Source organism: Empedobacter sp. ULE_I140 (assembly GCF_053482575.1).
Genome location: NZ_JBQMTX010000001.1, coordinates 1 through 24830, shown reverse-complemented (window position 1 = coordinate 24830; position 24830 = coordinate 1). Strand labels below are relative to the sequence as shown.

Below are 24830 nucleotides of genomic sequence, written 5' to 3'. Positions count from 1 at the left end.
ATTATTTTATTTTATCCCAAGTGTTCTCCATTTCGTTTTTCTTTAATTCTTCAGAAATATTCACGTATTTTCTAAAGCTTTCTTCTTTTTTATGTCCTGTTATTTTCTTTAAGACAGATATATTCATTCCCATAATTACAGAGTTTGTAACAAAGGTTTTTCGTGCAGTATGACTTGTGATTAATTTATGCTTTGGTACAACATCATCAATCCTTTTTTGACCAGAATATCGTGTAATAGAAACAGGAGTATTAATCTCTGCTATTTCACACGCTTCTTTAATGTATTCATTGAATTTTTGGGATGATATTACAGGTAACGGATAATAAATGGTGTTTTCGTAACGCTTTAAAATTTGTTTTGCAAATTGATTCAAAGGAACAATATGATCTATTGTTTTTGTTTTTTGAATGTTCAATTTTATATGATCTTCAAAGATGTTAGCTCTATTTAAATTATAAACATCGGAAAACCTCAAACCTGTAAAACAGGAAAAACAATAAACATCTCTTACGTGTGAGTGTTTTGTTGTTTTAAATTCGAAGTTTAATAAATGAAAAAGTTCGTCTTTTGTTAAATAGATGACTTCAATTTCATTTTCTGTGGTTTTGAACTTCTTGAAAGAGGTATTTTTATGATATTCTCTTTCTTCTGCCCAACGCATAAAGGTTTTGAAAATATCAATATGTTTACTGAAAGTATTATTTAAGCTTTTTTTTATTTCAAAAGCATAATCCCTAATTCGTTCAAAAAAGTGAATGTCAATAGTATCAAACGTAATTTTTTCTCCAGAATACTCTTGATAATCATTTAGGAACTTTTTTGCAGAATTATAGTTCTTAATAGTATTGTAAACTTTAGTCGATTTGTTTGTATCTATAAATTCTTCAAAGCAGTCAAAGAAGTTATTGCTTACGATCAAGTTTGATTTACTTTTTAGTTTTTCCTCGAAGATTTTTTTTGTTGGCTCAATTTCATTTAAGAATAAGAAGCGAATTATTTCATTTGCTTTGCTTTCATAAGTATCAATGATTTTATTGAATTCAATATGATTATTATATTCTTCTTTCTTTGAATTTTGTTTAATCCTTTGAGATTTTGGATTCCAATTGTTTTCAGAACATTTTGCGTCTGGTATTTGTAAACGGAACCTTTCAGAGTTAAAAGGGATTGTCAATACAATAGGGCATCGACCTAATTTATCAACTTTATTTTTTCTTAAATGTATTGAAACTTTCATTATTGTTTAAATGAATTTAATTAAATAAAATAGGTGGCTATTTGGGTGGCTAAATATGCCTTTAAATAGATTTAAACAAATGTAAATTAATATTTATAAATAATTGATATTGAGTTTCAGTGAATTAAAATATGATTAAAATAAATTAGAAAAGTAATGACTCCCACTCCGAGTACTATAAAAGGTTGTTAATTATTTGATTTTCAACCTTTTTTGTTATATGGTAAAATAATAAATTACCATATTTGTTACCATTGTCATGTGTTTTTCATATGTCATGAAATAATATGAAACTAATGTAAAGATATAATTTTAAAATTATATTTATGCAAGAGTTGGTTGTTATCGAGAAAGATGTTCTCGAAAAATTAATTTTTAGAGTTGTTGATAAAGCAATTCATAATTTAATGGTAGCTAATAATAATACAGGTAAATTAAGTGTTATTACTAGTGATGATAAAAGTGTATTTGATCCAGAGAAGCATTATACTACTAAGGAGGTCGCTAAATTGTTTGATAGAACAGTAAGGTGTATTTACAATTGGTGTAAAGATGGTACGTTTAAAAAACGTAAATTCAAAGGAGAATTATACTTTGTCAAAGAGGAGGTTCATTCATTGTTCAATCAAATTTGTGAATAATGAATATAGGTTTTTTAAAATTTTATTTTACGAACCAAGACAGTGATTTGTTTTACCGATGTAAAATCACTTACAGCAATTATATCTTTATTCTTCTTCCTAAACAACAATTCAGCATTTAATATATTTTATAAAAAGTTAAGCAGGTTTTTTGAACCTGCTTTTTGTTTATGTGTTGTATTCTGATTATTTAATATTAGCTGGTATATATATCCTCTGTTAGCTTTTAATAACACTATTGATTAATTCAACATTCGTTGTAGATATTCCATACAATCTAGATAAATCTGTCCATTGGTTAAGTGCAGATTTTGTTTGTTGAATAACTTCTTCTATGAAAGATTTTGGTAGTTTAGCACTCAACCCTAAGTTTACAAGATGGCTAACAGTAATGTTTCGCCCTTCTCCCATAACCATTGTGCTTTGTTCACCACCAGGGCCGTTAGAAAAAGTAAGATCATAAGCTGGAGATAATTTCCATTCTCCAAGAGAATTCATCAGGTAAGTGAAATTCTTAGCGTGATCGTCCCTGTTATGTGCTAGCACGTTGAAAACTGCTAAACGGAACATCTTTTCAACCTCTCGGATATCTTTAGTTAAAACAGTTGTTAATGATAGTAAGTCTTCATAATCATGAGATGGTAATCTAAAATTACTATGAACCAATCCACTAACAGTATGCATGTGAAGTCGTTTATTTTTATCTCTATCAAATCTTTTTATCGCAAAATAACCATTTCCCTTTTGTGATGAAAACAAATGAACTTCAGGCATCTCTATTCCTGCATCTTTAGCCATTAATGCGTAAACGTATTCTATCGCACCAGAATCTTTTCCGTCTTGTGAGTTAGGGAACTTAACAATCCAATGTTCATAATCATCACTTAGATTATTTGCACCATGAGAGATCTTTTTTCTTTCGGAATCTAAACCTATCAATGCTTTTGGTCTAGCACCAGCAGAAGAACCATTCAATGCTAAAAGTTCAGAAATCATGTCTTCGGAATTACCTTCTAAAACTTCTTCTGTTTTAGTTGCTAATGTATCTAAATCTATTGTTTCTTGGTTGGTTTCTTGGCTTTGGTCTGGTTCATAAACCAATGCTCCCAAACCGTGAAAACCGACATTAGCCAAACGATCTAACGGTGAAATATCCGATGATAGAATTCCTTCTGAACGAAGTTTACGGTCAAAAAGTAATCTTCCCCATCCGTCGGGTAAACTGTCATTGAAAACCCCTGCTAAGCCTTCAAAAGGATTTGGAGGAAGCTCGATTACCCCACGCATCAATGGAAGTTTTAGTGGTGATATTTCTAAATTATGTTCTAAAAAATTATCATCATACTGAAAATAGATAATATTGTTTCGGATTGCTAATCGACCAACAGGCAATGTTTCAGAACCGAAATTTAAACCTACTTTTAAATCTTTTATTGCTGTTGTCATTTTCTACTTCCTCTTTTTTTGGGTTGAACTTCGCTTGATTTTATTACCTCATCAATGGATTTGAATTCGTGTTTGTTTGGTTTTAAAACCTCAACCATTTCTTCTAATCCTCCAACAACAGACAAAATTTTTAGAAAAGAATCTAATGAAATCATTCCTTTTTGTTCAAACTTACGAAGCGTAGATAATGGCACACCAGATCTTTCTGCTAAACCTTCTTGGGTAAGATTCATTTGTAATCTCCTTTCACGAATGTTTTGAATCAATTTTTCTTGTACTTTCGAAAGTGATATAAATAACATAATAAGGGTATTTATGAATGTTATTAGTGGTTAAATAACATTATGGTATTACAAATATAAGGAATTATAATGAGATTTTTGCAAATTTATAATGGTAAAGTAAGCTTATGTATTGACAAAATAAGCTAAAAGTCAATTTATTAGTTGACTTTCTTAATATATTAATTGCGAAAAAAGCATAACTAGTATTACTCCAAACTATCATAAAATCGTTTGCTTTCAAACTCCGAATAATCTTGATAGGTTTTAAGATTGTCGTTGAGTTTTTTCAATTTTTGTAAACAATCAAGATACTGAGATTCTTCAAAAGTGTAGCAAACGTCTGAATGAAATTCGTAATCCGAAGAAGCTTTGAAACTACAAAAACTAACTGTTTTTTCTATCTGGTTTCTCTCAATTTTCATGTGTACATTAGAGCAGTCTATATATCCGCAACAATGAGAAAGACAGATCAAGTTCTCGTTCCTCTCTAATCTTGAAATATCCTGTCTTAATTCAATTATTTTTTCGTCAGATAAATTCAATTCGTTGGTGGCTAAAAATGGAGCTACAAGTAATTCAAAAGTTTGCTCAGAATGTAAACCAATCATCGGATGTTTTGGATCTACAGGCATTAAGTTTTCAGGGAAATTGTAATAAAATAGTGTTTCTTCACTTGGTGGTTCTTGAGAGTGGATACTAAAATAGTAAGAATCTTCCCAAAATTTTCGGACTTCCTCTTTGTTGTCAAAATTAACCTCAGCATGTTTACATACGATCATATCATACAACGGATTTCCATCAATCAATAATGTGATGATGATGTTGTCTTCATTAGATTGTAAGCAGTAACTGAGTTGGTTGTAATATATCAATTCATTATAATTTTCCATATAAAGCATTTGTTAATGGTGCTAATATTCAGAATTTTCCTCTTCTCTTTTCCTTGCTTGTTCTTCCTCCTCTTCAATACGTTTTCTTCTGCTTTCATTTTCCTCGTCTTGTGCAGCCTGTTCCTCGTCTTCTAATTTTCGTTTGCAAGAATAACAATGATCGTCATATTCCGACTTTTCACCGCCGCAAATCGGACAAGTTGTATTTTCAGTGTCTTCATTTACGCGATTTCTTAAACGATACCCCTCGTTGTAACAACCACCACCTTTTTCGCCTAAAGTAACCGTGTACCGATATCCTCTGTCGCTTCTAAAGCTACATTCTCCGCTCGAAATATCTTCGCTTGAAAAATGGGTTTCATCTAACCAACCACCATTTGGCCAATTAATTTGCACTAAATAACCGTCTTCTACCTCAACATCTAATTCGTATGTATTTCTGGAACCTGTGTTCGGATTGTAGTATTCGACCTCGGCACAATATGTTCCATTGTAATTTCCGTCCTCGTCTTCAATAAATGAATGAGTAGATATATTTTCTTCTGGGTAATTACCTGAGTTGGTTTCTTGTTTACACGAAAAAATTAAGAAAAAAAAGAGTAAATAATAAAAGTGCTTCATATTAGAATTGTGTTAATTATCACATTAAAAATAACAAAAAATCTCAACATTTATCGTGTTGAGGTTTTTTGTTATTTCTTTACTCTCTTTATTTCATTTCCCCAACCTGTAGGTATAACATTGTTGTTTCTCATCCAAGCTAAAGCATCATCAAGTCGGTTTTCGTATCGAGCTTTTTGTTCATCCCATTCTAAAAAATCTTTCTTTAATAACGCATCAGTTATCATTTCGTTTCTGATGATTCGGTTATTCCATACAGCAAATAAAGTTGAAACAATCTCTGGACGTTCATAATTTGAATTCTTAAATTTAGAGATAAAATTATTGATAAGCTCTTTCAATTCATCTGATAAATAACCATAATCTTTTTGCGATTTAATATGATTCTCTCCTGCAACGATTCTTTTTAATTTTCCAAATTCTTTTATTTCAAACCATTTCGATTTGGTAACTTCATTCCAGAATACTTTTGTAAATCCACCGTCATAAGGTCCAGCAGCTTGCACAGAATATTTTTGATTATAATCTCCTTTTACTATGTGAGACTCTACTAAATGTAATAATTTTTCGAACTTTGTTTTACCGAAAGAAGTATCATCTAGAGATTGATTGATAATATAAGTTGCAAGCATTTTTCGCCTAATCTTTTTATCCTTATCAGTAAGATTATTTATTTGATAATCAACAAAAGGTTCCGCCACCATTCCCAAAAATTCATCGGCTGCATCTTCCACCTTCACCTGCCCATTCATCAACATCGGTAACAACCAATCGCGTAATTGAGCCAGTTCTTGGTTTTGTTTTTGATTATTTAAGATTTTCTTGTAAAAAATATTTGCTTTACGTTCAAATTTATTAGCTAAATCTAAATGTGGTAAAATAATCATACTATCTTTCAAAAATTTGAAATGACGTGCATATCCATAATTAGATAAATCTATTTTTAATAATGAATGGTAAAATAAAATTTGGGGTAATCTTTCATTGTTACTAAATAAAACTTGTGTACCATCTGCTCCTCTTATAAAATCAAAATTAATAAGTTTTAATATTCTTGTGTGATCTCCAAATACAATTGCAGGAAAATCTACAGAAATATCTATTTTATAATCTACTTTATCAGAAAAACCAGCAATGAAATCAGTACTTTGATCTACAATCGGAAATTTACCTTCAGAAGAATACTCTTTCGCATTTAATTTAAGGTTACTTTCATTTTTTCTCAATAAATCATCTACAAATTTCACCTCCCATCCCTCAGGAATTTCACGTTTTAGAGTTGAGTTGTAAACCATTTTACCGCCAGATGATTTGTAGCCTTTAGGATGAGATCCTGAAACAAGTTCAGGATGACTTTCGTTGGTAATAGGGAACTCGAATTGGACAAACCAATAATCGTAGAGTGTTTTTGCCATGGCTTCTAACTCTGCATTGATTTTGTTGTTTACTTCTATTTTATCGTCTAAGGCGGAAAGGACAGCGGCTATTTTTTGTTGTTCTTTCTTAGTTGATGGAACAAGGATTTCTTGTCTTTTTAAAGCACCTTCATTAACTCTCTTTCTTCCAGAAGTCCCTTCCATACAACTAATTGCTCTCTCTCGGAACCAAGGACTTCTAGCCAAGTAATAAATAAACTTCTTATCTGAATATTCATTTTCCCTTAAGACAATAAATTCAGAAGAACCGAAAGCTAGTTCATCATCATCAAGAATATCTACATAAGCAGTTTTACCATTTTCTAAACAAGGGGTAATCTTAGCTACAACAGTATCTCCATTTCTGAATTTAGGTCCAGCAGTATATTGGGAATATTCATATCCATTAATTTTTCTTTGAAAAGTTCCTAATTTATCCATCCCAATTTTACGAGAAATAGAACCTTTTTTGATTGATTCAGAAGGATTAAATTCCACAAAATCCCCAACAGAAATTTGTTTCCAATTATTCATACTTCAATCCTTTTAATTGTTTCTGAATCTCTTGATCTAAGGCGTTTCCTTCTGTGAATAAAGCAGCTAAACGAGCTTCGAAATCGTTCATTTTTTGTTGGAACTCTTCAGGTGTGATGTCCACATATTCAATCTTTACCTCAAAGTATTGTCCTGCTGAGAACGAATAATTTTTGGCGATGATGTCTTCTTTCGTAACCACAACGCTTAAATCTTCTACCGCTTCTTTGTTGTTGAAGGTTTCGATGATTTTAGCTTCTTCTTCTGGCGTTAAAACCGTACGTTGGTTTTTTCCTTCTTTTATGGTTTCACCCAATTTAGAAGCATCCATCAGCACAATATGTTCGTTATCGGCTTTTTTATCCAAAAACAAAACCGAAACATTGGTACCCGTACTTGCAAAAATATTGCTCGGCATACTTACCACACCACGCAACCAACCGTTGGCAATCAATCGTTCGCGGATTTTCTTTTCAATACCACTTTGTGCGGTGATAAATCCTGTTGGCACAACAATAGCCGCTTGACCTTTCTCACTCAAACTATGCATAATGTGTTGAATAAATAGCAAGTAAATTGCCATCGATTCTTTCTTTGTTTTCGGCACATTCGGAATTCCTGCAAAAAAACGTTGTTTGAAAGCATCTTTTTCTAAATCTTCTCTAAAATCTGAAAAATCTAATTTAAACGGCGGATTCGAAACGATGTAATCAAACTTGGTATCCAAATACGTGGGTTGAGCAATGGTATTGGTTTTGATGATATTCGGGATAGAATGCGTTAGGTTATTTAACACCAAATTCAGACGCAACATATTACTCGATTTTTGAGAAATATCTTCCGAATAAATGGTACAATTTTTCTCTCCAATTTGATGCGCCAAACTCATTAATAACGTTCCAGATCCCGCACTCGGATCGTAGCATTTAACGTCTTTTACAGGTTCTGGCACAAGAATCTGCGCCATAATACGTGCAACTGCGTGCGGTGTGTAATATTCGGCATATTTACCGCCAGAATCGGTATTATAATCTTTAATTAAATATTCGAAAATCGTGGCAAAGAAATCGTATTTCTGTTCGAACATTTCCTCAAAAGAAAACTCAAACAATTTGTTGATTAAAGCTTTTGCAAAAGCATCACGTTGTGAAGAATCTGAGATAAACTGTGTGAGTTCATCAAACAACGTATCTTTTGCTCCAGAGAATGATTTTACCGAAAACACATCCGTATTTTCTATGGAAATCTGACGAAGAGTATCATCAAAAGTCTTCGCAAAATCATCACTGTTTTGTATGGCAAACAAATGCGAAATCAAATGATCGGGTGCTAACCTTGGAATATTAGGATCTAATCCTGCTAATAAAAATTGATAATCATCTTCGCTTAACGCGCGTAAAGCCTGAGAGAAATTCTCAGCATCTGCCAAAGCTGGCATTTCTTGTTTTACAGCATAACGAAATTTATCATTCAAGAATTTATACAAAAATACTTGTGTGATGATCTTAAATTCGTTTCCGTCGTTCCCTAATCCATAATTCGCACAAACACTTTTTAGATTGTCAATTAAATCTTTGGTGTGTGTGATGAATTTTATATCGTGTGTCATTTTATCGTTGTTGATATTGTTGGATGTATTCTTTCGAAATCAACTGATTAATCATTTTAGTTGTTTCGAAATCCAAATCCATTTTTTCGTTCTTTTTAAATTCTTGTACCACCAATTGCAGTAAATATCGGTTGAAATACGCTTCATTTTTCAATAAATCTTCTTGTGTATTCACGGTATTATCAACCTGTTCTTTTACTTGCATTAATGCTCGGTGCAATTGTATTTCTTTGGCGTTTAGTGTTCCTTTCTCGCTTAAGCGTTTATGGATACGTGCATATTTTTCGTCGTTTTCGTATTTTACTTTTAACAAAGCATTTTTACGATTTAACTCTTTTGCTTCGTTGTAAATTTTTTCGAGTAAATGCTTATTGGCAATCATTTCTTCTTGCGAAACTTCACTCAGGTTTTTCTTTTTGAAAATACGCTCCAATTCTTCGCGCAAAGATACAAATTCGGGATCAGAAGGATCGAAATTTGTTTGCAAGGATTCCCTTGTTTTGCGTAAAACATCTTTGAATTCATCAGCCAAAACCAATTCGCTTTCGTCCACTTTTACAAACTGAAAAATAATATCTTCTAAAGCGGTATCCAGAATATTTCTGTTTTCAGATTCATTTCCAATGCTTTCCAGATAGTTTAAATTGTCTAATCGGTTCTGGGTTTCAATCAACAATCGATTCAGTAATTCAAAATCAGCAGCGGTTTCTAAACCTTCGTAGTTGTTTAAGGCGATCAAGTTTTTTAACTCTTTAGCCGTTCGTAAAGCTTTTACTAATTCCAAAAGCTCTTTTTTGTCGTTAATCTGCGCTAATTGTTGCGAAAAAAGCTCCCGATTTTGTGTATCGTATTTAAAAAGAATTTCCTTTATTTCGTCAATCTCTTGTTTAATCTCTTCTTCGGATTTGAACAAATGCGAATACATTTCCATCTCGTCACCCAATTGATCTTGCAATTCATCAAAATACAAACGATTGGTACGATCAAAAGCTTTAGAAATGTCAGCAAAATCAACCACATATCCGTAACGATAATCTTTGTACGGACGATTGACTCTGGTAAGTGTTTGCAATAAGTTATGATCCTGAATAACACGAGCCAAATATAGTTTCTTCAAGCGTTTTGCATCAAAACCTGTCAGTAACATATTGTACACAAATAACACATCTACATGACCTTTTTTATAAGCTTTGATGAGATCTTTGCGTATTGTTTTGTCGTTTTCATCATGTAAAATTAAAGCTGCCGTCAATTTTGGCGTTTCGGTATTACCATATTTTTCCGTTGGTTCTGCTGCCATCAAAATACTCGCATCAATTTCTTGTTTACCGTATTTTTCTTCAAACAAACGGAACAATTCTTTGGCTTGATCGGCGGAATCACAAACCACCATTCCACCTAAACTATGATCACGTTGAACTTTTTTAAACTGAATTAAATCATTAGCGATATACTCTAAAAGTGGTGCTGCAAACTTCGGATGTTTGTAAATCTCTTTGGTAGAAATGTCACCCTTTAGGAGCTTTATTTCATCCATAACCGATTTCATTTGCATTTTGAATTGTCCTTCAATCTGCTCACGAATCAATCGCAACGTATAGCCATCGGCGATGGACATATTGTAGTAATACTTATGAATATAATTCCCGAATAATAATTTGGAATCATAATCTTTAGCGACTTCTTTCAACAAAGGCGTTCCCGTTAAGGCTATTTTGATGGCATTTCTGTCTGAATTAATCAGGTTCGCCAAATAATTTCCTTTCGGATTATAGGAACGATGTGCTTCATCTAAAAAGTAAATACGTTGAATATTGATATCGTATTCTAAATTTTGAACAACCGTTGCATCTTCCGAAAATTTCTGAATGTTAACAACGGTAATTTCAGGAACTCCGCTATCATTGTGGATAGCTCCAACAGTTTGTAAATCTTTGGTGAATTCTGTTTTAGAATTAACCGTATTAACCTTTAAACCACGATTTGCAAATTCACTCGAAGCCTGAATTAGTAAATCGATACGATCTACAATAAAATAGAACTTCGGAATGATTTGTTTCTTCGCAAAATAATGCGTCAAATGTTTTACATTGTAATACGCCAACGCTGTTTTACCAGAACCTTGGGTATGCCAAATGATTCCTTTGTTTTGTCCTGCTTCTAACTTTGCAACAATGGCTTTTGTAGCAAAAATCTGTGGATAACGCATGATGTGTTTTTGGTAAGATATTTTACCTGTATTTTCATCTTCATCCTCCACATACGTAATTGAAAATTGAAGTATAAAAGCCAAACGTTCTTTGCTAAATAAAGAAGTTAGAATTCGGTTTGTTGGTGTGTTTTCGCCTTTGTTGGTAATAAACTCTGGACTATGTTTGATGACGCTTAGATTGTTATCTTTCAGAATTTTATTTTCCTGTTCATCAGAGAGTGCAATTAACCTTTGTTGAACTGGATAATCCAAATCTTCTCTAAAGTAATTGAACGAAACACTTCCATAGTTTGTAGTGCCATAATAAGCTCCGAAAATAGGTTCTACAATTCCGTCTTCATATTCCATATTATTAGAAAATACCAACAATTGAGAGATGTTTACAAATCGACGGAAATGTTTATTTTTAAATCGTGTTTCAATTCTATTTCGTTCCGCAATAACCCCTTCTTTGTTATGAGGTTTTTTTACCTCAATAAAAGACAAAGGCATTCCGTTAATTAAAACCGCAATATCTGGGCGGAACTCTTCATCACCAGCTTTGTATGTTAACTCTGTGGTGATATGAAAATCATTGTTGTTGAAGTTTGTGAAGTCTATTAATTTAATTCCTGAAGTTGCAGTTAAACGTTCGTAGAATTTCTTCCCAAGATCTTCGTAATCCAACTCTAAGTTAATTTCATCTAAAACTCGTTTCGCTTCTTCTTCAGTAATTTCGTTAATCGTTGCAATTTTCGGAATGAAAATATCTGGAAATATATTATTCTCTTCTAATCGATCTTGTTTGTTTTGTGGTATATATTGATAGCCTAATCGCATCAAGTGCAAAAGGGCAGGAATTTTCACTCGTGAATCTTCGTTGAATTTCATTCGTTAGTCTTAATAGTAATTGTAAATATACCAAAAAGAAGTACTCGAAAATTACCATACCACAAAAGTGTTCGACTTTAAAATTTCAATACGTGATATATAGATCTTAATACTATACTGAAAACTAGCTCGTAAGACTGTTATAAGTGGGCTTAAATTTTCATTTAAGAAATAGAGATAGTTATCAATCAATTATTTATATAAAGAAATTTAATAAAATTTAAAAAACCAGAAAAGAATAGATGTTATGTAACATTTAAGCGTTTTTTTACAGGAAGAAAAGTGGGAATTATTCCACCTAATCTATCTACGCCTTTACCTATGTAATTTCTGTTGGCGTAATCAGAAATCATTTCCTCGACGTATATAATTGTTCTTTGACATCCAGAAGAATCGGTGAAAATTTCATCTGAAATATAAAAATGATTATATAATAATTCTTCTATCTTTTTTCTAATCTCTCCAATAGATAGATTACCGCGCTTAAGACCTAGATGTAAATGAAAATGATTGACATTTTTTTCTTCTTTTTCAATTACATAATAAAGATCCATGCCAAGTTTTTTAAAAATAGTTCTGGCGATGAAATCGTTGTAATCGTAATCATAATTACCAAATTTAGCGACGTCGTCAGATTTTATATTAATTGATATGTTTGTATTGTAGGGATTCTGTATTTCTCTTTTTACTTCGGAATTATTTTTTTCAGAAATAGGTTTTGATACTGTTTTTTTCGGAGCTCTTTTCCTTTGAAATTTTTCAAGAAAATTTAAATCTATCAAATACTCGTTTATATTTTTAGAATTTTTATTGAATTTTACAGAAGGATCACTAACGGAAAATAATTCTTTTGCTCTTCTTTTTACTTGTCTAATACCTAGATCTATTAATCCATTTTGTATTAAATATTTTATATTTTTATATTGTTTCATAATAAAATAAGCTCTGCTAAACGGGCATAATGCGCCCAAAGCCTATATATATGTACCAACCAAAAAATAAAAAGTCAAGTTTTGATTAAAATAAAAAGAGAAATAATTTATAATAAATTGATTTTCAGTGAAATATTTTTAAAAAAATATTCTGTAAATGATATTATGATGAGGTAATGATGCTTATGTCCCATTAAAATAAAGTTGGATTTGCTAGTTAAAATATTGAAAAAGATCTTTTTTCGGAACAAAAAAAATAAAAAAAATTAAGGAAGTACTTGGTGGTGTATTTTAAGATACAGTGAGGGAGGGTAGAAATAAGGGGATACGTAGGTACCCCCTACCTGTGTTAATATATTTCAGCTAAACGTTCTTTAACATTATTTGCTCTGGTATGATTAGAAGTTTTTATATATCTCTCCAACATTGTAGTATTAGTATGCCCGCTTATAGCAAGTAAATCTACTAATGTTACCCCAGCATGTTGTGAAGCATTTGTTAAGAATGATCTTCTACATGTATGAGAAGTTACAAGTTCCCATTTTGGGTAATCATCAACAATTTTTCGTTTCTTCTTATTTTTCCCTTTCCCAATTATAATAGATTTAGAACCTCTAACTATTTCATCAATTCCAGCTTCTTTACATATCAATTTGATGTATTCATTATATTTAACATCAGAAATCTTTCGCGGTAATTTCCCTCTATTTTTAGCTAATATTTTTCGAATAGGGTTGAAAATAGGAATAACGATTTCTTTTTTTGTTTTTACAGTTGTAAGTTCAATAAATTCTTTTTGAAAATGGTCAGAGTTTAGCTGGAATAGATCTGAAATTCTTAACGCAGAAAATAACTGAATAATAAACCAATCTTTTGCGTTATCCATGTATGAGCCACAAGGGAAATTAGTCTTAAGAATTTTGTCTATATCATTTTCGTTAAGGTATATCGAAATGCTATCTTCTGGTGAGTAAGTAAAAGTTCCGTGAATAAAATCTTGACTGACTTCTATTTTTTTTTGCATTGCAAATCTGAGAATAGCTTTCAGTTTATTGATATTTGTGTCAATAGTACCAGAACCAAGCTTTTGTTGTGATTCCTGAAAATAGACGAATTTATCAAAAATGTTAAGATCTATATCTCTTAGTTTTATATCAACTGTTTTATTATAAATGTTAAATTGTTTCCAACATTTAATCATAGTTTTGTATCCTTTAATTGTATTGGGTAAAAGGTTTTTACCGTTCTTTACTTGTCCTTTAATTTTTTTGTTGATAGAAATATAATGATAATAATAATTAGTAAAGTAAGGTTCGTTATCAATTTCTTCTGGTTTCGATTTAGGATTCTCAAAACCAAAAAAATCGTTATATTTTTCGCGCAGCCATTTTGAGGAGAGTTTTTGATTTTGGGCTTTTGGAGAATATATTTGCTCGTGAATAAACTGAGAGAATAATATTAATGAGTTGTTTAATTCTATAGATTTTTTGTAATCATTTTCAGTCCTTTTATATTTAAAGCTTTGGTTAAGATTATCCCATTTATCAAAATCAAGTACAATATGATTTATTGTTATTTTAATGTCAACTGAATTAGCGTTTCTAATTCGGTAAACTAATTTTTTTCCTGATTTTGTTGGTTCTACTTTGAACTTGCCTATTGCAATCATTTTCTTAAAAATTATGTGTTAAACATTGAATGAAAGAAATCAAAAAAATTACCATATTTATTACCATGGCTATGATTTCATAAGCTTTCATAAAGTTTCATATTTTTTCCGTGACAAGTTGACAATGTCTTTGTGGTAAAGGGTTTTGTCAGGTTTTAATTAGCAGCAATGTTTTTATATTAATTATATCTTCAGCTAATAAATGCTCCCACTCCGAGTACTAAGCAAAAGCTCGAAACATTAGTTTCGAGCTTTTTTTATTTACATTCTCCTTTTTGTATAATTTTTACTTCAAATTTTCGGGCTCTATCATCTATAAAAGTAACTTCGTTTTCATAAAATTCAGGAAGTTTGTAATGCGTATTATCCAGCCAACCACCATTTGGCCAATCAATTTTATGCAGATAATTATTTTTCGTTGTTATAGTTACTCGATATGTCTTTGTTGACTTATTCGTTTTAACCTTGACATTTGCGCAATATTTTCCATCTTCAATGTGATCATTTATATTATGAAAATCTGAAGATGAGGAACAACTATAAATAATAGTAAAGCAAAAAAGTAAAAGTATATTTTTCATCATCTTTTTATTTAATCTTCGCTTAACAATCTATTGATATTCTGTTAAGCTTTGAATTTAATTTGCTGCATACATTTGCAGTAACAAAATCCTCATGTGTTAATTTATATCATTTCTCAAAATTACTTCTCTTTTCGGGAAGTTTTTTTGTTTTTATTAAGAAATCAGATTAAAATGTAACGTACTATACGCCTAATTTTTAAGTAGAATACATAATGGGATTTTATTAATAATCAGTCGTTTATAAGTGTTTTATTTTTAATAAAGATTTAACTTCTTGAGTTTTATATTAACGTTAGGTGGCATAGTAGTTGTCATTTTATTCACTTTTTAATTAAAACTTAAAATTACTCAGATGACTAATATAGATTCAAAAAAAAATCTGGCAAACACGATTTTGTTATCCACCACGGAGCCTAAAACAGTGTTAAAGGTTATTCGATCGGATGAACATGAAAAAAAGTCTTTAAGAAATAAATTCATAGAGAGAATTTCTAAAAACTGTCTTACAAAGAAAGATTATCTAGTAATTGCTACAACTTTTGTGATTATGCTAACTTCTATTCTTTTTTTGTTTATTTATAAAAGTGAATTTCTACAATGGCATAGCACTAAATTATCTACCTGGTGGGGTGTTATTATTTATAGCCTTGGATTGGCACTTCTTATTCTTAAAACTTCTTTTCTTTTTTATTTAGGCTATTTATTCATAAAATATAAACCGGTCAAAAATGTTGCTGATGTAGATTTACCAACTTGTACCATTATTGTTCCGGCGTATAATGAAGGAAAATTAGTATATGATACTTTGTTAAGTTTAGCTGATAGTAATTATCCATCCGAAAAATTACAGATCTTAGCCGTTGACGATGGGAGTAAAGATGATACATGGAAATGGCTTCTTGAAGCGAAGAAAGTATTAGGAGATCGCGTTACACTTTTTCAACAGCCAAAAAATATGGGAAAACGTCATGCATTATATAAAGGATTCAAAATTGGAAAAGGGGAAGTTTTTGTGACGGTTGATAGTGATTCTATTGTAGATGAATCTACGCTTAGAAACTTGTTAAGCCCTTTTGTAGTGAATGAAAATTGTGGTGCTGTCGCTGGCAATGTTCGTGTATTGAATAAAGAAAAAGGTTTGATTCCAAAAATGTTGAGTGTTAGTTTTACATTTAGTTTCGAGTTTGTGCGATCTGCTCAAAGTGTGTTAGGTTCTGTGTTTTGTACACCTGGAGCTTTAGCAGCTTACAGAAAAGATGTTGTACATAATTGTTTGGAAGAATGGATAAATCAATCTTTTTTAGGGCAACCAAGTACAATCGGGGAGGATAGAGCTTTGACAAATATGATTTTGAAACAAGGTAAACATGTCTATTTTCAGAAAAATGCAATGGTTTATACCAATACTCCAGAGCGTTATAAGAATTTATACAAAATGTTTATTCGTTGGGAGAGAAGTAATGTTCGTGAGAATATTATGATGACAAAATTTGCTTTCACCAACTTTAGAGAAGGTTCTACAGTAGGAACTCGTATAATTCTGATGATGCAATGGATAAAATTAATCATGGCAATTCCATTATTTTTAATTTTAATCTTTTTTGTCGCAACACATCCAATTTTATTCATCACAAGTACATTGTCTGGCGTTTTAGTTTTTTCAAGTATTCAGATGATTTTTTATGCAAAAAAATACAATTTTAAAGAAGCTTTATTAGCATACGTTTACAGTATTTTCTATATGTTCACGCTTTTTTGGATTACGCCTTATGCCATTGTAACAGCAGGAAGAAGTGGTTGGTTAACGAGAGAATTACCTCAGGCAACTTAAAATTTTAAATATTAATTCATACAAAAACTTCTCTCATTGGGAAGTTTTTTTGTTTTTACATAAAAAGTAAAAGACTAACAGCCATTACAAACATTCCGATTACAATTCCGTAAGTTGATAATTTTTTTCCAGCGTATTCGTTTGCGGTCGGAATTAATTCATTAATCGAAATATAAACCATCATACCTGCGACACTTGCGAAGATTGCTCCGAAAATTGATTCATCAAAAAATTGTAACAATACAAAATAGCCAATTAATGCGCCAATAGGTTCTGTTAATCCTGATAAAAAGGAATATAGAAATGCTTTTTTTCTATTCTTTGTAGCGTAATAGATTGGTATAGCAACGGCGATTCCTTCTGGAATATTATGAATAGCAATAGCTGAAGCTATAGAAATTCCGTAAGTTGGATTTTCTAATGCTGACAAAAAAGTTGCTAATCCTTCAGGGAAATTATGAATTGATAAAGCTAAAGCAGAAAACAAACCCAAACGCAATAATTTCTGATCGTTTGTCTCTGTTTTATTTTCATCGCAATGATGATGAGGCAATATTTTATCGATTAAAATAATGATTAAAATTCCTGCAAAAAATCCCAATAATGTATAAGTGTAACCTAATTTTTCTCCAAAAACACTTGATAATGATAATTTAGCTTTTGTTAAAATTTCTACAAAAGAGACATAAAGCATTACACCAGCAGAAATTCCCAACATTACGCCTAAGAATTTTGGATTGAATTTTTTGTATAATAAACATAAAATACTTCCTATTCCAGTGCTAATTCCGGCAAGAAAGGTTAAACTAAAAGCAAATATTAACGGATTTGAAAACATTAATTTTAATAATTAAGTTAGATTAATCTAACAAATATAATCTTTTCATTGTTTTGAACCAAGATAAATTAAGAAACCAACAAATTTCAATGTAATTTATCAGTTGTTGTAAATTATGAAAAGGATAAACTTATTTTTGTTGTATTAGTTTTTATTCAGATGGAACTTTTAGACGAAAATATTCAAAGCGATGTGTATCGCTCAATGCTCGAAATGATTGCCAAATTGGGACTTTCGAGTTATTCTACCACAATAATGACAACAATTGTTCTATCAATTTTGTTAGTTATTATATTGTATGCGATCGATTTTTTATTGCGAAAAGTGCTATTACTTGTTTTAACAAACTTTATTGCAAAAAGTAAAACAAAGATTGACGATTTATTAATCAAGAACAGGGTTTTACAATTCGCAACACATATTGTTCCTGTAATTGTCGCCAAAGAAGCGATCCCACTTATCTTCAAAGGATTTCCTAATTGGATCAAAATTGCGATGCAAATTACAGATATTGCATTGGTAATTGCTGTTGGATTGTTGTTTAATGCAATTTTTAAAACGTTCAGGGATTTTCTTCGAGGTAATAAATCTTTTTCGGATAAACCAATTGATAGTTATCTGCAAGTGATGAATATTTTAGTTTTCTTTGTTTGCGGAATTCTAATTTTTTCGATTGCGACAGGAAAATCGCCTATTACATTTTTGGTTTCTTTGGGAGCGGCTTCGGCGGTTTTGATGTTGGTTTTTAAAGATTCAATATTAGGTTTTGTGGCGAGTATTCAGGTTTCGATGAATGATATGGTGCGCGTTGGAGATTGGATTGAAATGACAAAATATGGCGCAGACGGAAATGTTACCGAGATTAATTTAGGAACGGTAAAAGTTCAGAATTTTGATAAAACAATTACAACAATTCCGACGTATGCCTTGGTTTCAGATTCGTTTCGTAATTATCGCGGTATGCAAAATGCTGGTGGACGCCGCATTAAACGTTCGATAAATATTAAAATGAATTCGATTCGATTTTTGACAGAAGAAGAAATTGAAGAATTAAAAAAAATCCGCATGTTACACGATTTTATTGTGGATAGAACGAATGAAATCAATCAATATAATGTATCGAATAAAGTTGATCCAACGATTTTGGCGAATGGAAGACGAATGACAAATATTGGTCTTTTTCGACAATATATCAAGACATATACCTATAATAGTCCAAAAATTAGAACAGATTTGATGTTCGAGGTTCGACAACTTCAACCAACCGAACACGGTTTGCCAATTGAGTTATTTATGTTTACAAATACAACGGTTTGGAACGAATATGAAGTGATTATGGCTGATATTTTCGATCATATTATTGCGGTTGTTCCATATTTCCATTTAGAAATTTTCGAGTTACCTTCTTCGGATGATATGCGTGTCATTGCTGAAGCATTGAGAAGAAATAATTAACAAAGAAGTTGAACATTACTGTTCAGCTTCTTTGTTTTCGCTCGGTTTTTCCATCAAATTAACCATCAAATTTTTTAGTTTTTGATACATAAAAGAAGTTAATAAGATTAAAATTCCTAAAACAATAAAAGATATTATTCTGAAAATATTGCTCATTTCCCAAACATCCACGAAATATAATTTTAGAATAATCAATCCAAATAATATAATTCCAACAATAGGAAAACCTTTCAGTTGCTTTCTTAATCCGAAATAAATCAATACAAATCCTAAAACTGCCCAAATAATTGGTAATAATATCATTCGGAAAATATCGGCTTGATGTGAGAAATTAGAAGAGTTTTCGTCAAGTGTTATCAACATAAAACCATTGTATTTCTCGAAACTAATCACATAAACTAAGACAAGCATACTGATGATTTGTTTTGCTTTGGAGCTTTGGAAATCGCTACTTTTTACAACAAAATAAATAATGTAAGCTGTCGGAATGAGATAACTCAAATAAAGAAAATAACTACCGATGTTATAATTTGTTTTGTTTAGTAATAATGGAATTTCGGCAATCATTGGTAAAAATACAATGCAGAAAGTTGCTGAAATTTGTAAAACAAGTTGCAAGGTATTTCCTAAATTTAGTTTTTCGCGTAGCGTTAAAATAAAAGCAATAAAGAATAATGTATAAATCAATACATAACTTACAATCATCATAAAGTTGAAATACGGTTCGATTTGGTTAATTAATTCGAATAAAATTCCTGTGTACATCAATAAAAGAGATATTGAGATGAAAATAAATTTGGAATGATTGAGCTTGAAACCTAAAAATTGTTCTTCGGTTTCGAAATCTTTCATCAAATAAATATTGACAACAGAACAAATTAATGCAATAAAACTTGTAATGAAAACGTGATTGAAAATTACCACTAAATGTTTTTTAGTATCAATATAATCAAACCAATTGACGCATAAAGCAATCAATAAAAATGGAAACATGGCGATGAAAAAGATTTTTAAAATGTTTTCTTTACTTTTTTTCCAAAGAAACAGTAACAAGGTTGATTCAATCGCGAAACAAATCGAAACGACATTTGCTTTAAATTGTAATGCAATTGCAGTTGTGATAAGCGTAATGCTCAAACCGATTAAGGTATTTTGTAATAAATTATTTTTAGATGTTTTGTAGATGTAAAATGCACCGAAAGCGTTTGCTAATCCAAATAAGAATGCTATTAAACCATTGTTATTTCCAACAATAAAATAATAAACCGAAGAAATTAAGATGGTTGATAAAATGGTATTGAAAATTAGTAAAAGGCAATTCCAAACCGAAAATTCTCCTTTTTTGATGTAGTTAATTAAACTTGTAATAGTGAAAATAACGTAAAGCAAGCCAAAGAAAAGATATTGCGTTGAGGTTTTAGAATTGTCGATCCAAGCGATACTATATATAAAGGTAAAGCCAAATGCGATAAACGAAATAACTTGCCAATCTTTTCGCCAAGCCATGTACAGCATACTCAAGTTTAGAATCGTTAAATAACCAAACAGAAATACAAAATTGCTTTCGCCTGTACTAATCATCAATGGAGCGGTAAAACCACCAATAATCGAAAAAATGGCTAAAACTTGTCGATTATATAACATTGCCATCACGATAGAGAAAATCGTTACAATTGTTAATAATCCAAAAGTGGTATTCTGAGAAAGTAAATGATATTCTCGGAAGGCGATGGTTAAGGTGAAATATAAAACGGTTAATCCGCCACCGATTAAGATGGAAGAAAAGATTTCAAAATTTTTCCGAATAAAATGAGCAATTCCAATAATTCCTAAACCAACTCCAATTCCAATCATTACTCGGAAAGTTTCGTTGATCCAATTTTGATCAATTGCATATTTTACGAAATAAGCAATTCCCAGAACTAAGGTTACAATTCCGAAAATCGTCAAGAAATTGTCTTTGATAAATGCAATTGCATTGTTGAGATTTTTATCAAAACTGCTTTCAGTTGTTTGTCTTGGTGGAATTTTGTCAAAAATACGTTTTGGCGTTTCGATTTTATGATAGGAAACAACTTCTGGTTGAGGTTCAATTTTTTTCTCTTCAACTATTTTAGGTTGCTCAATAATTGGTTTTGATTCAGTTTTAATTTCTTTTGCATCCAATTGCTCTTGCAAATGCTTTAGCTTAGTTTCTTGATAATCAATTTGTTTTTTTAGTTTCGAAACTTTATTAAACAAAATAACAATCAATACGAATATAATAATGGCAATTAAAAATTCCATAAAGTGTTTTTTAGGTAAATTGAAGTTAAGCTTTTTTTCAGAAAGCCTAAAATTTTGTTTTGCATATACCAAAATCATTCTGTTTTCGTTATTCTACAAAATCTTTATTTTTGCTAAATGTTTAAAAAGCTAAGTACATTATTGTTTATCGCGCTATCGACTTCGATTTTTGCGCAAGATGGAACGCGTGTTTACGAGTTTTTGAACATTACAACTTCTCCACGTCAAGCGGCTTTGGGAGGAAATGCAGCAACTTCTTGGGATGCTGACCCCAATTCTGCTTTATGGAATCCGGCCTTGATGAACCGAGAAATGCATGGTCAATTTGGAATCAATTACGTCAATTATATTGCGGATGTAGATTTCGGAACATTTTCGACGGTTTATGAAATCGATCAAGAAAATTTTGTTTCTGTTCATGGTCAATATGTTGATTACGGAAAATTAATTGGAACTGACGAAAATGGAAATGTGACAGGGAATTTCAAAGCAAATGATGCCGCAATTACAGTTGGTTATGCACGTGTTTTGGGCGATTATTGGACAGTAGGAGCAAATTTAAAATACATTAATTCTACAATAGAATCATATAAATCCTCGGCAATTGCTGGAGATATAGGTCTTTCGTACCACGATTTCGATAAAAATATCAATGTTTCGTTGGTTGTGCGCAATATCGGTCAACAAATTCAAACGTATAATGGCAAAAAAGAAGACATGCCAACGCAAGTTAATTTGGGAATTTCTCATCGATTAGAACATGTTCCGTTAGAATTTACGTTTTCTTTGCACGATTTACAGAAGTTTGATATTTCCCAACCTTATAATAAAAACGGACAAGAAGTTTCTGCTGGAAGAAAAATGATTGATCACCTTTCGGTTGGAGCAGAATTATTTCCAGAATCAGATTTTAATATGCGTTTAGGTTATAATTTCAAACGTGGAAATGAATTAGCAGCCGAAGGAATTCGCTCTTTATCTGGTTTAACGTATGGTTTTGGAATCCGTATAAATGCTTTTCGATTCGAGTTTAGTCATGCGAATTACCACAAATCTGGAGGTTCTAATCACTTTGGTTTGATTCTCAATTTAGACCGAATTATTCAAGGTCGAGATTATTGGAGAAGTAATCCTTGGTTATAAAAACTTTTCAAACAACTATAAAATCTTATCTTTGTCTTCAATTCTATATAGATGAAAGAAAATTTAATTATTGCAATCGACGGATATTCTTCTACAGGAAAAAGTTCGATGTCAAAAATTATTGCAAGAAATCTTGGTTATACACATATTGACAGTGGCGCAATGTATCGCGCTGTGACTTTGTATGCATTTCAACATCAGTATATTGTCGATAATAAAATTGATGAGCAAGCATTAATAATCAATTTATCTGACATTAAGATAGAATTTAAACAAGATCTTATAACTCAAAAGAATCTTACCTTTTTGAATGGTGAAAATGTAGAAGCTGATATTCGTACGATGGAAGTTTCTAAAATGGTTAGTCCAATTTCTGAGATTCCTGCTGTTCGCGATTATTGTGTAGCGCTTCAACAGCAAATGGGAGAAAAAGGAGGTATTGTGATGGATGGTCGCGATATTGGGACAACAGTTTTTCCAAATGCAGATATCAAAATTTTTGTTACAGCTTCACCAGAAGTTCGTGCGCAACGTCGCTTTTTAGAATATCAACAACAAGGGAAAAATATTCCATTAGATGAGGTTCTAAAAAATGTGAACGAAAGAGATTATATCGATTCTCATCGCGAATATTCACCACTTCGTAAAGCAGATGATGCAATAGAAGTTGATAATTCGAACATGAATTTAGAAGAAACGGTGAATAAAGTGATGGAGATTATCAATTCTAAAAAATAGAATCCTCTGTTGCGGTTGTAAATTCTTCCAGAAATTTCATTCCTCGGTAGGAGTTTCCTTTTAAGTTTAATTTAGGACTCCAAACTGAAACAATGTAATATTTGGGCATAATTGCAACAATTCCTCCGCCAACACCACTTTTTCCAGGTAATCCAACACGAAAAGCAAATTCACCAGATTCATCATAGAAACCGCAAGTTTGCATAATAGCGTTGATTCGTTTTGTTTGACTAATGTTTAAAACTTGATAATCATCAAATAAGTTTTTTCCTTTATTAGCCAAAAAAGAAAAAGTTTTACTCAACTCCATACACGACATTTCAATCGAGCAGATATAAACATACAAATCCAGAACATCTTCTGGAGAATTATGAATGTTGCCCAACGATTTTATAAAATTTGTCAAAGCTGTATTACGATAAGCGGTAGAAAACTCACTTTTTGCAATTTTATCAGAATATTGAATAGAATAATTACCAGAAACCTTTTTGATAAAATTTAAAAAATATGCTTTCGGATTATCGCAAATATCAATTAAGATGTCGCAAACCACTAAAGCGCCCGAATTAATAAATGGATTTCTAGGAATTCCTTTGTCAGTTTCTAATTGCAACAATGAATTAAAAGGCGTTCCCGAAGGTTCTAAATCAACTCTCTCCCAAATTTTCTCGCCAATTTCTCTATAAACTAAAGCCAAAAGCAACACTTTTGAAATACTTTGAATCGAGAATTTTTCTTCACAATCACCAAATCCAAACTGAAGTTGATCCGTAAACAATAAAGAAACTCCAAATTTCTCACCGTCTATTTTAGATAATTCAGGTATATAGTTAGCTGTTTCTCCCAAATTCTCTTCTTCAATTACTTTTAGGTAAATGTTATTTATTATCTCAAAATATTCTTTTTCTTTCGAAATCATCGCGCATATTATATATAGTATGAATGTAAATCTATTTTACATGTTAAACAAAATTAAAAATTTATTTATTTTTTTGAATAAACCATTTTCGCTTTGAGACAATTCCTCCCGAATAGTTCCTTCAAAAGTATCCATTTTGCTTTTCTTGAACAAAAGAAAAGCAAAACGTCTAATCATTTTATGAGTTTAAAAGGTATTCTTGAGTAATTAACAAGTTTAATTTTCCTGTCCTTTCGAGCTTGTCGAGAAATCTATCTCGTTATAATTTTGTGCTATAAAAAGAGCTTTTCTCGTCAAAAATCTAATATCTCAGTTCTCATATCTAAACATTTCAAAAAATATTTTCCATTGTACCAGTGACTTAAGGAAAGAATGTAAAATAAATGTAAAGTATGTTTGGAAGTTCGGAAAAATGGGTTGTATATTTGCAACCTCAATACGAAAGACGAGTAGTATTGTAGTTGACATAAGGACTTAGTAGCGATAAAAATTATTTAAAAATAAATTTGCGAGATTCTAAATAAGTATTACCTTTGCAATCCGATCCCGAAAGGAGTTTGAAAGTGAGAGTAAATTTGACTTGTTGAAATAAAAACTTCAAAAATTTATCAAAATAAATTTTGTTAGTTAAAAAAAATAAGTATTACCTTTGCAACCGCAAATACCGAGAGGA

General features: G+C 31.2%; 19 protein-coding genes. 5 read left to right on the top strand and 14 right to left on the bottom strand.

Annotated elements, in window-relative coordinates; genetic code table 11:
* Window position 1 precedes the first annotated feature (1 nt).
* On the bottom strand, window positions 2-1240 hold the full coding sequence (locus ACTS9J_RS00095; protein WP_448352667.1) for a tyrosine-type recombinase/integrase: 1239 nt from the start codon (window positions 1238-1240) through the stop codon (window positions 2-4).
* A 326-nt stretch (window positions 1241-1566) separates the two neighbouring features.
* On the opposite strand from ACTS9J_RS00095, the gene ACTS9J_RS00090 reads away from it, so the two are divergent.
* Window positions 1567-1881, top strand: coding sequence for a helix-turn-helix domain-containing protein (locus ACTS9J_RS00090; RefSeq protein ID WP_284583065.1), 315 nt, complete (start codon window positions 1567-1569; stop codon window positions 1879-1881).
* 219 nt (window positions 1882-2100) lie between these two features.
* On the opposite strand, the gene ACTS9J_RS00085 is transcribed toward ACTS9J_RS00090, so the two are convergent.
* From ACTS9J_RS00085 to ACTS9J_RS00040, 10 genes are all read right to left on the bottom strand, one after another.
* The gene (locus ACTS9J_RS00085) at window positions 2101-3327 is read right to left on the bottom strand and encodes a type II toxin-antitoxin system HipA family toxin (RefSeq protein ID WP_448352666.1); all 1227 of its coding nucleotides are present in this window, start codon (window positions 3325-3327) and stop codon (window positions 2101-2103) included.
* Complete coding sequence (locus tag ACTS9J_RS00080; protein ID WP_280051719.1) at window positions 3324-3629, bottom strand: helix-turn-helix domain-containing protein; 306 nt, start codon at window positions 3627-3629, stop codon at window positions 3324-3326. The genes ACTS9J_RS00085 and ACTS9J_RS00080 overlap by 4 nt, the downstream gene beginning before the upstream one ends.
* Window positions 3630-3817: 188 nt before the next feature.
* Window positions 3818-4501, bottom strand: coding sequence for a hypothetical protein (locus ACTS9J_RS00075; RefSeq protein ID WP_291052608.1), 684 nt, complete (start codon window positions 4499-4501; stop codon window positions 3818-3820).
* Between the two features lie 21 nt (window positions 4502-4522).
* On the bottom strand, window positions 4523-5122 hold the full coding sequence (locus ACTS9J_RS00070) for a hypothetical protein (RefSeq protein ID WP_448352665.1): 600 nt from the start codon (window positions 5120-5122) through the stop codon (window positions 4523-4525).
* A gap of 71 nt (window positions 5123-5193) precedes the next feature.
* Entirely contained in the window at window positions 5194-7071 is a 1878-nt protein-coding gene (locus ACTS9J_RS00065) for a restriction endonuclease subunit S (RefSeq protein WP_291052614.1), read from the bottom strand.
* Window positions 7064-8680 carry an HsdM family class I SAM-dependent methyltransferase gene (locus ACTS9J_RS00060; protein WP_448352664.1) on the bottom strand — a complete coding sequence of 539 codons (1617 nt, stop codon included), beginning with the start codon at window positions 8678-8680 and terminating at the stop codon, window positions 7064-7066. The genes ACTS9J_RS00065 and ACTS9J_RS00060 overlap by 8 nt, the downstream gene beginning before the upstream one ends.
* A gap of 1 nt (window position 8681) precedes the next feature.
* Window positions 8682-11762 carry a type I restriction endonuclease subunit R gene (locus ACTS9J_RS00055; protein ID WP_291052620.1) on the bottom strand — a complete coding sequence of 1027 codons (3081 nt, stop codon included), beginning with the start codon at window positions 11760-11762 and terminating at the stop codon, window positions 8682-8684.
* A 245-nt stretch (window positions 11763-12007) separates the two neighbouring features.
* On the bottom strand, window positions 12008-12694 hold the full coding sequence (locus ACTS9J_RS00050; protein ID WP_448352663.1) for a hypothetical protein: 687 nt from the start codon (window positions 12692-12694) through the stop codon (window positions 12008-12010).
* A gap of 349 nt (window positions 12695-13043) precedes the next feature.
* A complete protein-coding gene (locus ACTS9J_RS00045; RefSeq protein ID WP_448352662.1) occupies window positions 13044-14363 on the bottom strand; it encodes a phage integrase SAM-like domain-containing protein in 1320 nt (439 codons plus the stop codon).
* Between the two features lie 257 nt (window positions 14364-14620).
* Window positions 14621-14944: a hypothetical protein gene (locus ACTS9J_RS00040; RefSeq protein ID WP_219034235.1), complete on the bottom strand. Its 324-nt coding sequence runs from the start codon at window positions 14942-14944 to the stop codon at window positions 14621-14623.
* A 355-nt stretch (window positions 14945-15299) separates the two neighbouring features.
* Between ACTS9J_RS00040 and ACTS9J_RS00035 the strand changes: the two genes are divergently transcribed.
* Entirely contained in the window at window positions 15300-16778 is a 1479-nt protein-coding gene (locus ACTS9J_RS00035) for a glycosyltransferase (protein ID WP_286496152.1), read from the top strand.
* A gap of 55 nt (window positions 16779-16833) precedes the next feature.
* On the opposite strand, the gene zupT is transcribed toward ACTS9J_RS00035, so the two are convergent.
* Window positions 16834-17616, bottom strand: a complete 783-nt coding sequence (gene zupT / locus ACTS9J_RS00030; RefSeq protein WP_221856744.1) for a zinc transporter ZupT — start codon at window positions 17614-17616, stop codon at window positions 16834-16836.
* Window positions 17617-17775: 159 nt separating this feature from the next.
* Here zupT and ACTS9J_RS00025 point away from each other — a divergent pair, with 159 nt between their 5' ends.
* On the top strand, window positions 17776-19071 hold the full coding sequence (locus tag ACTS9J_RS00025) for a mechanosensitive ion channel family protein (RefSeq protein ID WP_291046380.1): 1296 nt from the start codon (window positions 17776-17778) through the stop codon (window positions 19069-19071).
* 15 nt (window positions 19072-19086) lie between these two features.
* On the opposite strand, the gene ACTS9J_RS00020 is transcribed toward ACTS9J_RS00025, so the two are convergent.
* Entirely contained in the window at window positions 19087-21357 is a 2271-nt protein-coding gene (locus tag ACTS9J_RS00020) for a DUF2339 domain-containing protein (protein WP_448352661.1), read from the bottom strand.
* A 117-nt stretch (window positions 21358-21474) separates the two neighbouring features.
* On the opposite strand from ACTS9J_RS00020, the gene porQ reads away from it, so the two are divergent.
* Together porQ and cmk are read left to right on the top strand one after the other, a co-directional pair.
* Window positions 21475-22500: a type IX secretion system protein PorQ gene (gene porQ, locus ACTS9J_RS00015; RefSeq protein ID WP_291046386.1), complete on the top strand. Its 1026-nt coding sequence runs from the start codon at window positions 21475-21477 to the stop codon at window positions 22498-22500.
* Between the two features lie 51 nt (window positions 22501-22551).
* On the top strand, window positions 22552-23238 hold the full coding sequence (gene cmk, locus ACTS9J_RS00010; protein ID WP_125350732.1) for a (d)CMP kinase: 687 nt from the start codon (window positions 22552-22554) through the stop codon (window positions 23236-23238).
* On the opposite strand, the gene ACTS9J_RS00005 is transcribed toward cmk, so the two are convergent.
* Complete coding sequence (locus ACTS9J_RS00005; RefSeq protein ID WP_291046393.1) at window positions 23228-24157, bottom strand: glutaminase; 930 nt, start codon at window positions 24155-24157, stop codon at window positions 23228-23230. The two genes, cmk and ACTS9J_RS00005, sit on opposite strands and share 11 nt — an antisense overlap.
* Window positions 24158-24830 lie beyond the last annotated feature (673 nt).

Bases quoted from the DNA above. Each gene is read 5' to 3' on its own strand.
- ACTS9J_RS00095 (WP_448352667.1), bottom strand. From the start codon at position 1,240: ATGAAAGTTTCAATACATTTAAGAAAAAATAAAGTTGATAAATTAGGT.
- ACTS9J_RS00090 (WP_284583065.1), top strand. From the start codon at position 1,567: ATGCAAGAGTTGGTTGTTATCGAGAAAGATGTTCTCGAAAAATTAATT.
- ACTS9J_RS00085 (WP_448352666.1), bottom strand. From the start codon at position 3,327: ATGACAACAGCAATAAAAGATTTAAAAGTAGGTTTAAATTTCGGTTCT.
- ACTS9J_RS00080 (WP_280051719.1), bottom strand. From the start codon at position 3,629: ATGTTATTTATATCACTTTCGAAAGTACAAGAAAAATTGATTCAAAAC.
- ACTS9J_RS00075 (WP_291052608.1), bottom strand. From the start codon at position 4,501: ATGGAAAATTATAATGAATTGATATATTACAACCAACTCAGTTACTGC.
- ACTS9J_RS00070 (WP_448352665.1), bottom strand. From the start codon at position 5,122: ATGAAGCACTTTTATTATTTACTCTTTTTTTTCTTAATTTTTTCGTGT.
- ACTS9J_RS00065 (WP_291052614.1), bottom strand. From the start codon at position 7,071: ATGAATAATTGGAAACAAATTTCTGTTGGGGATTTTGTGGAATTTAAT.
- ACTS9J_RS00060 (WP_448352664.1), bottom strand. From the start codon at position 8,680: ATGACACACGATATAAAATTCATCACACACACCAAAGATTTAATTGAC.
- ACTS9J_RS00055 (WP_291052620.1), bottom strand. From the start codon at position 11,762: ATGAAATTCAACGAAGATTCACGAGTGAAAATTCCTGCCCTTTTGCAC.
- ACTS9J_RS00050 (WP_448352663.1), bottom strand. From the start codon at position 12,694: ATGAAACAATATAAAAATATAAAATATTTAATACAAAATGGATTAATA.
- ACTS9J_RS00045 (WP_448352662.1), bottom strand. From the start codon at position 14,363: ATGATTGCAATAGGCAAGTTCAAAGTAGAACCAACAAAATCAGGAAAA.
- ACTS9J_RS00040 (WP_219034235.1), bottom strand. From the start codon at position 14,944: ATGAAAAATATACTTTTACTTTTTTGCTTTACTATTATTTATAGTTGT.
- ACTS9J_RS00035 (WP_286496152.1), top strand. From the start codon at position 15,300: ATGACTAATATAGATTCAAAAAAAAATCTGGCAAACACGATTTTGTTA.
- zupT (WP_221856744.1), bottom strand. From the start codon at position 17,616: ATGTTTTCAAATCCGTTAATATTTGCTTTTAGTTTAACCTTTCTTGCC.
- ACTS9J_RS00025 (WP_291046380.1), top strand. From the start codon at position 17,776: ATGGAACTTTTAGACGAAAATATTCAAAGCGATGTGTATCGCTCAATG.
- ACTS9J_RS00020 (WP_448352661.1), bottom strand. From the start codon at position 21,357: ATGGAATTTTTAATTGCCATTATTATATTCGTATTGATTGTTATTTTG.
- porQ (WP_291046386.1), top strand. From the start codon at position 21,475: ATGTTTAAAAAGCTAAGTACATTATTGTTTATCGCGCTATCGACTTCG.
- cmk (WP_125350732.1), top strand. From the start codon at position 22,552: ATGAAAGAAAATTTAATTATTGCAATCGACGGATATTCTTCTACAGGA.
- ACTS9J_RS00005 (WP_291046393.1), bottom strand. From the start codon at position 24,157: ATGATTTCGAAAGAAAAAGAATATTTTGAGATAATAAATAACATTTAC.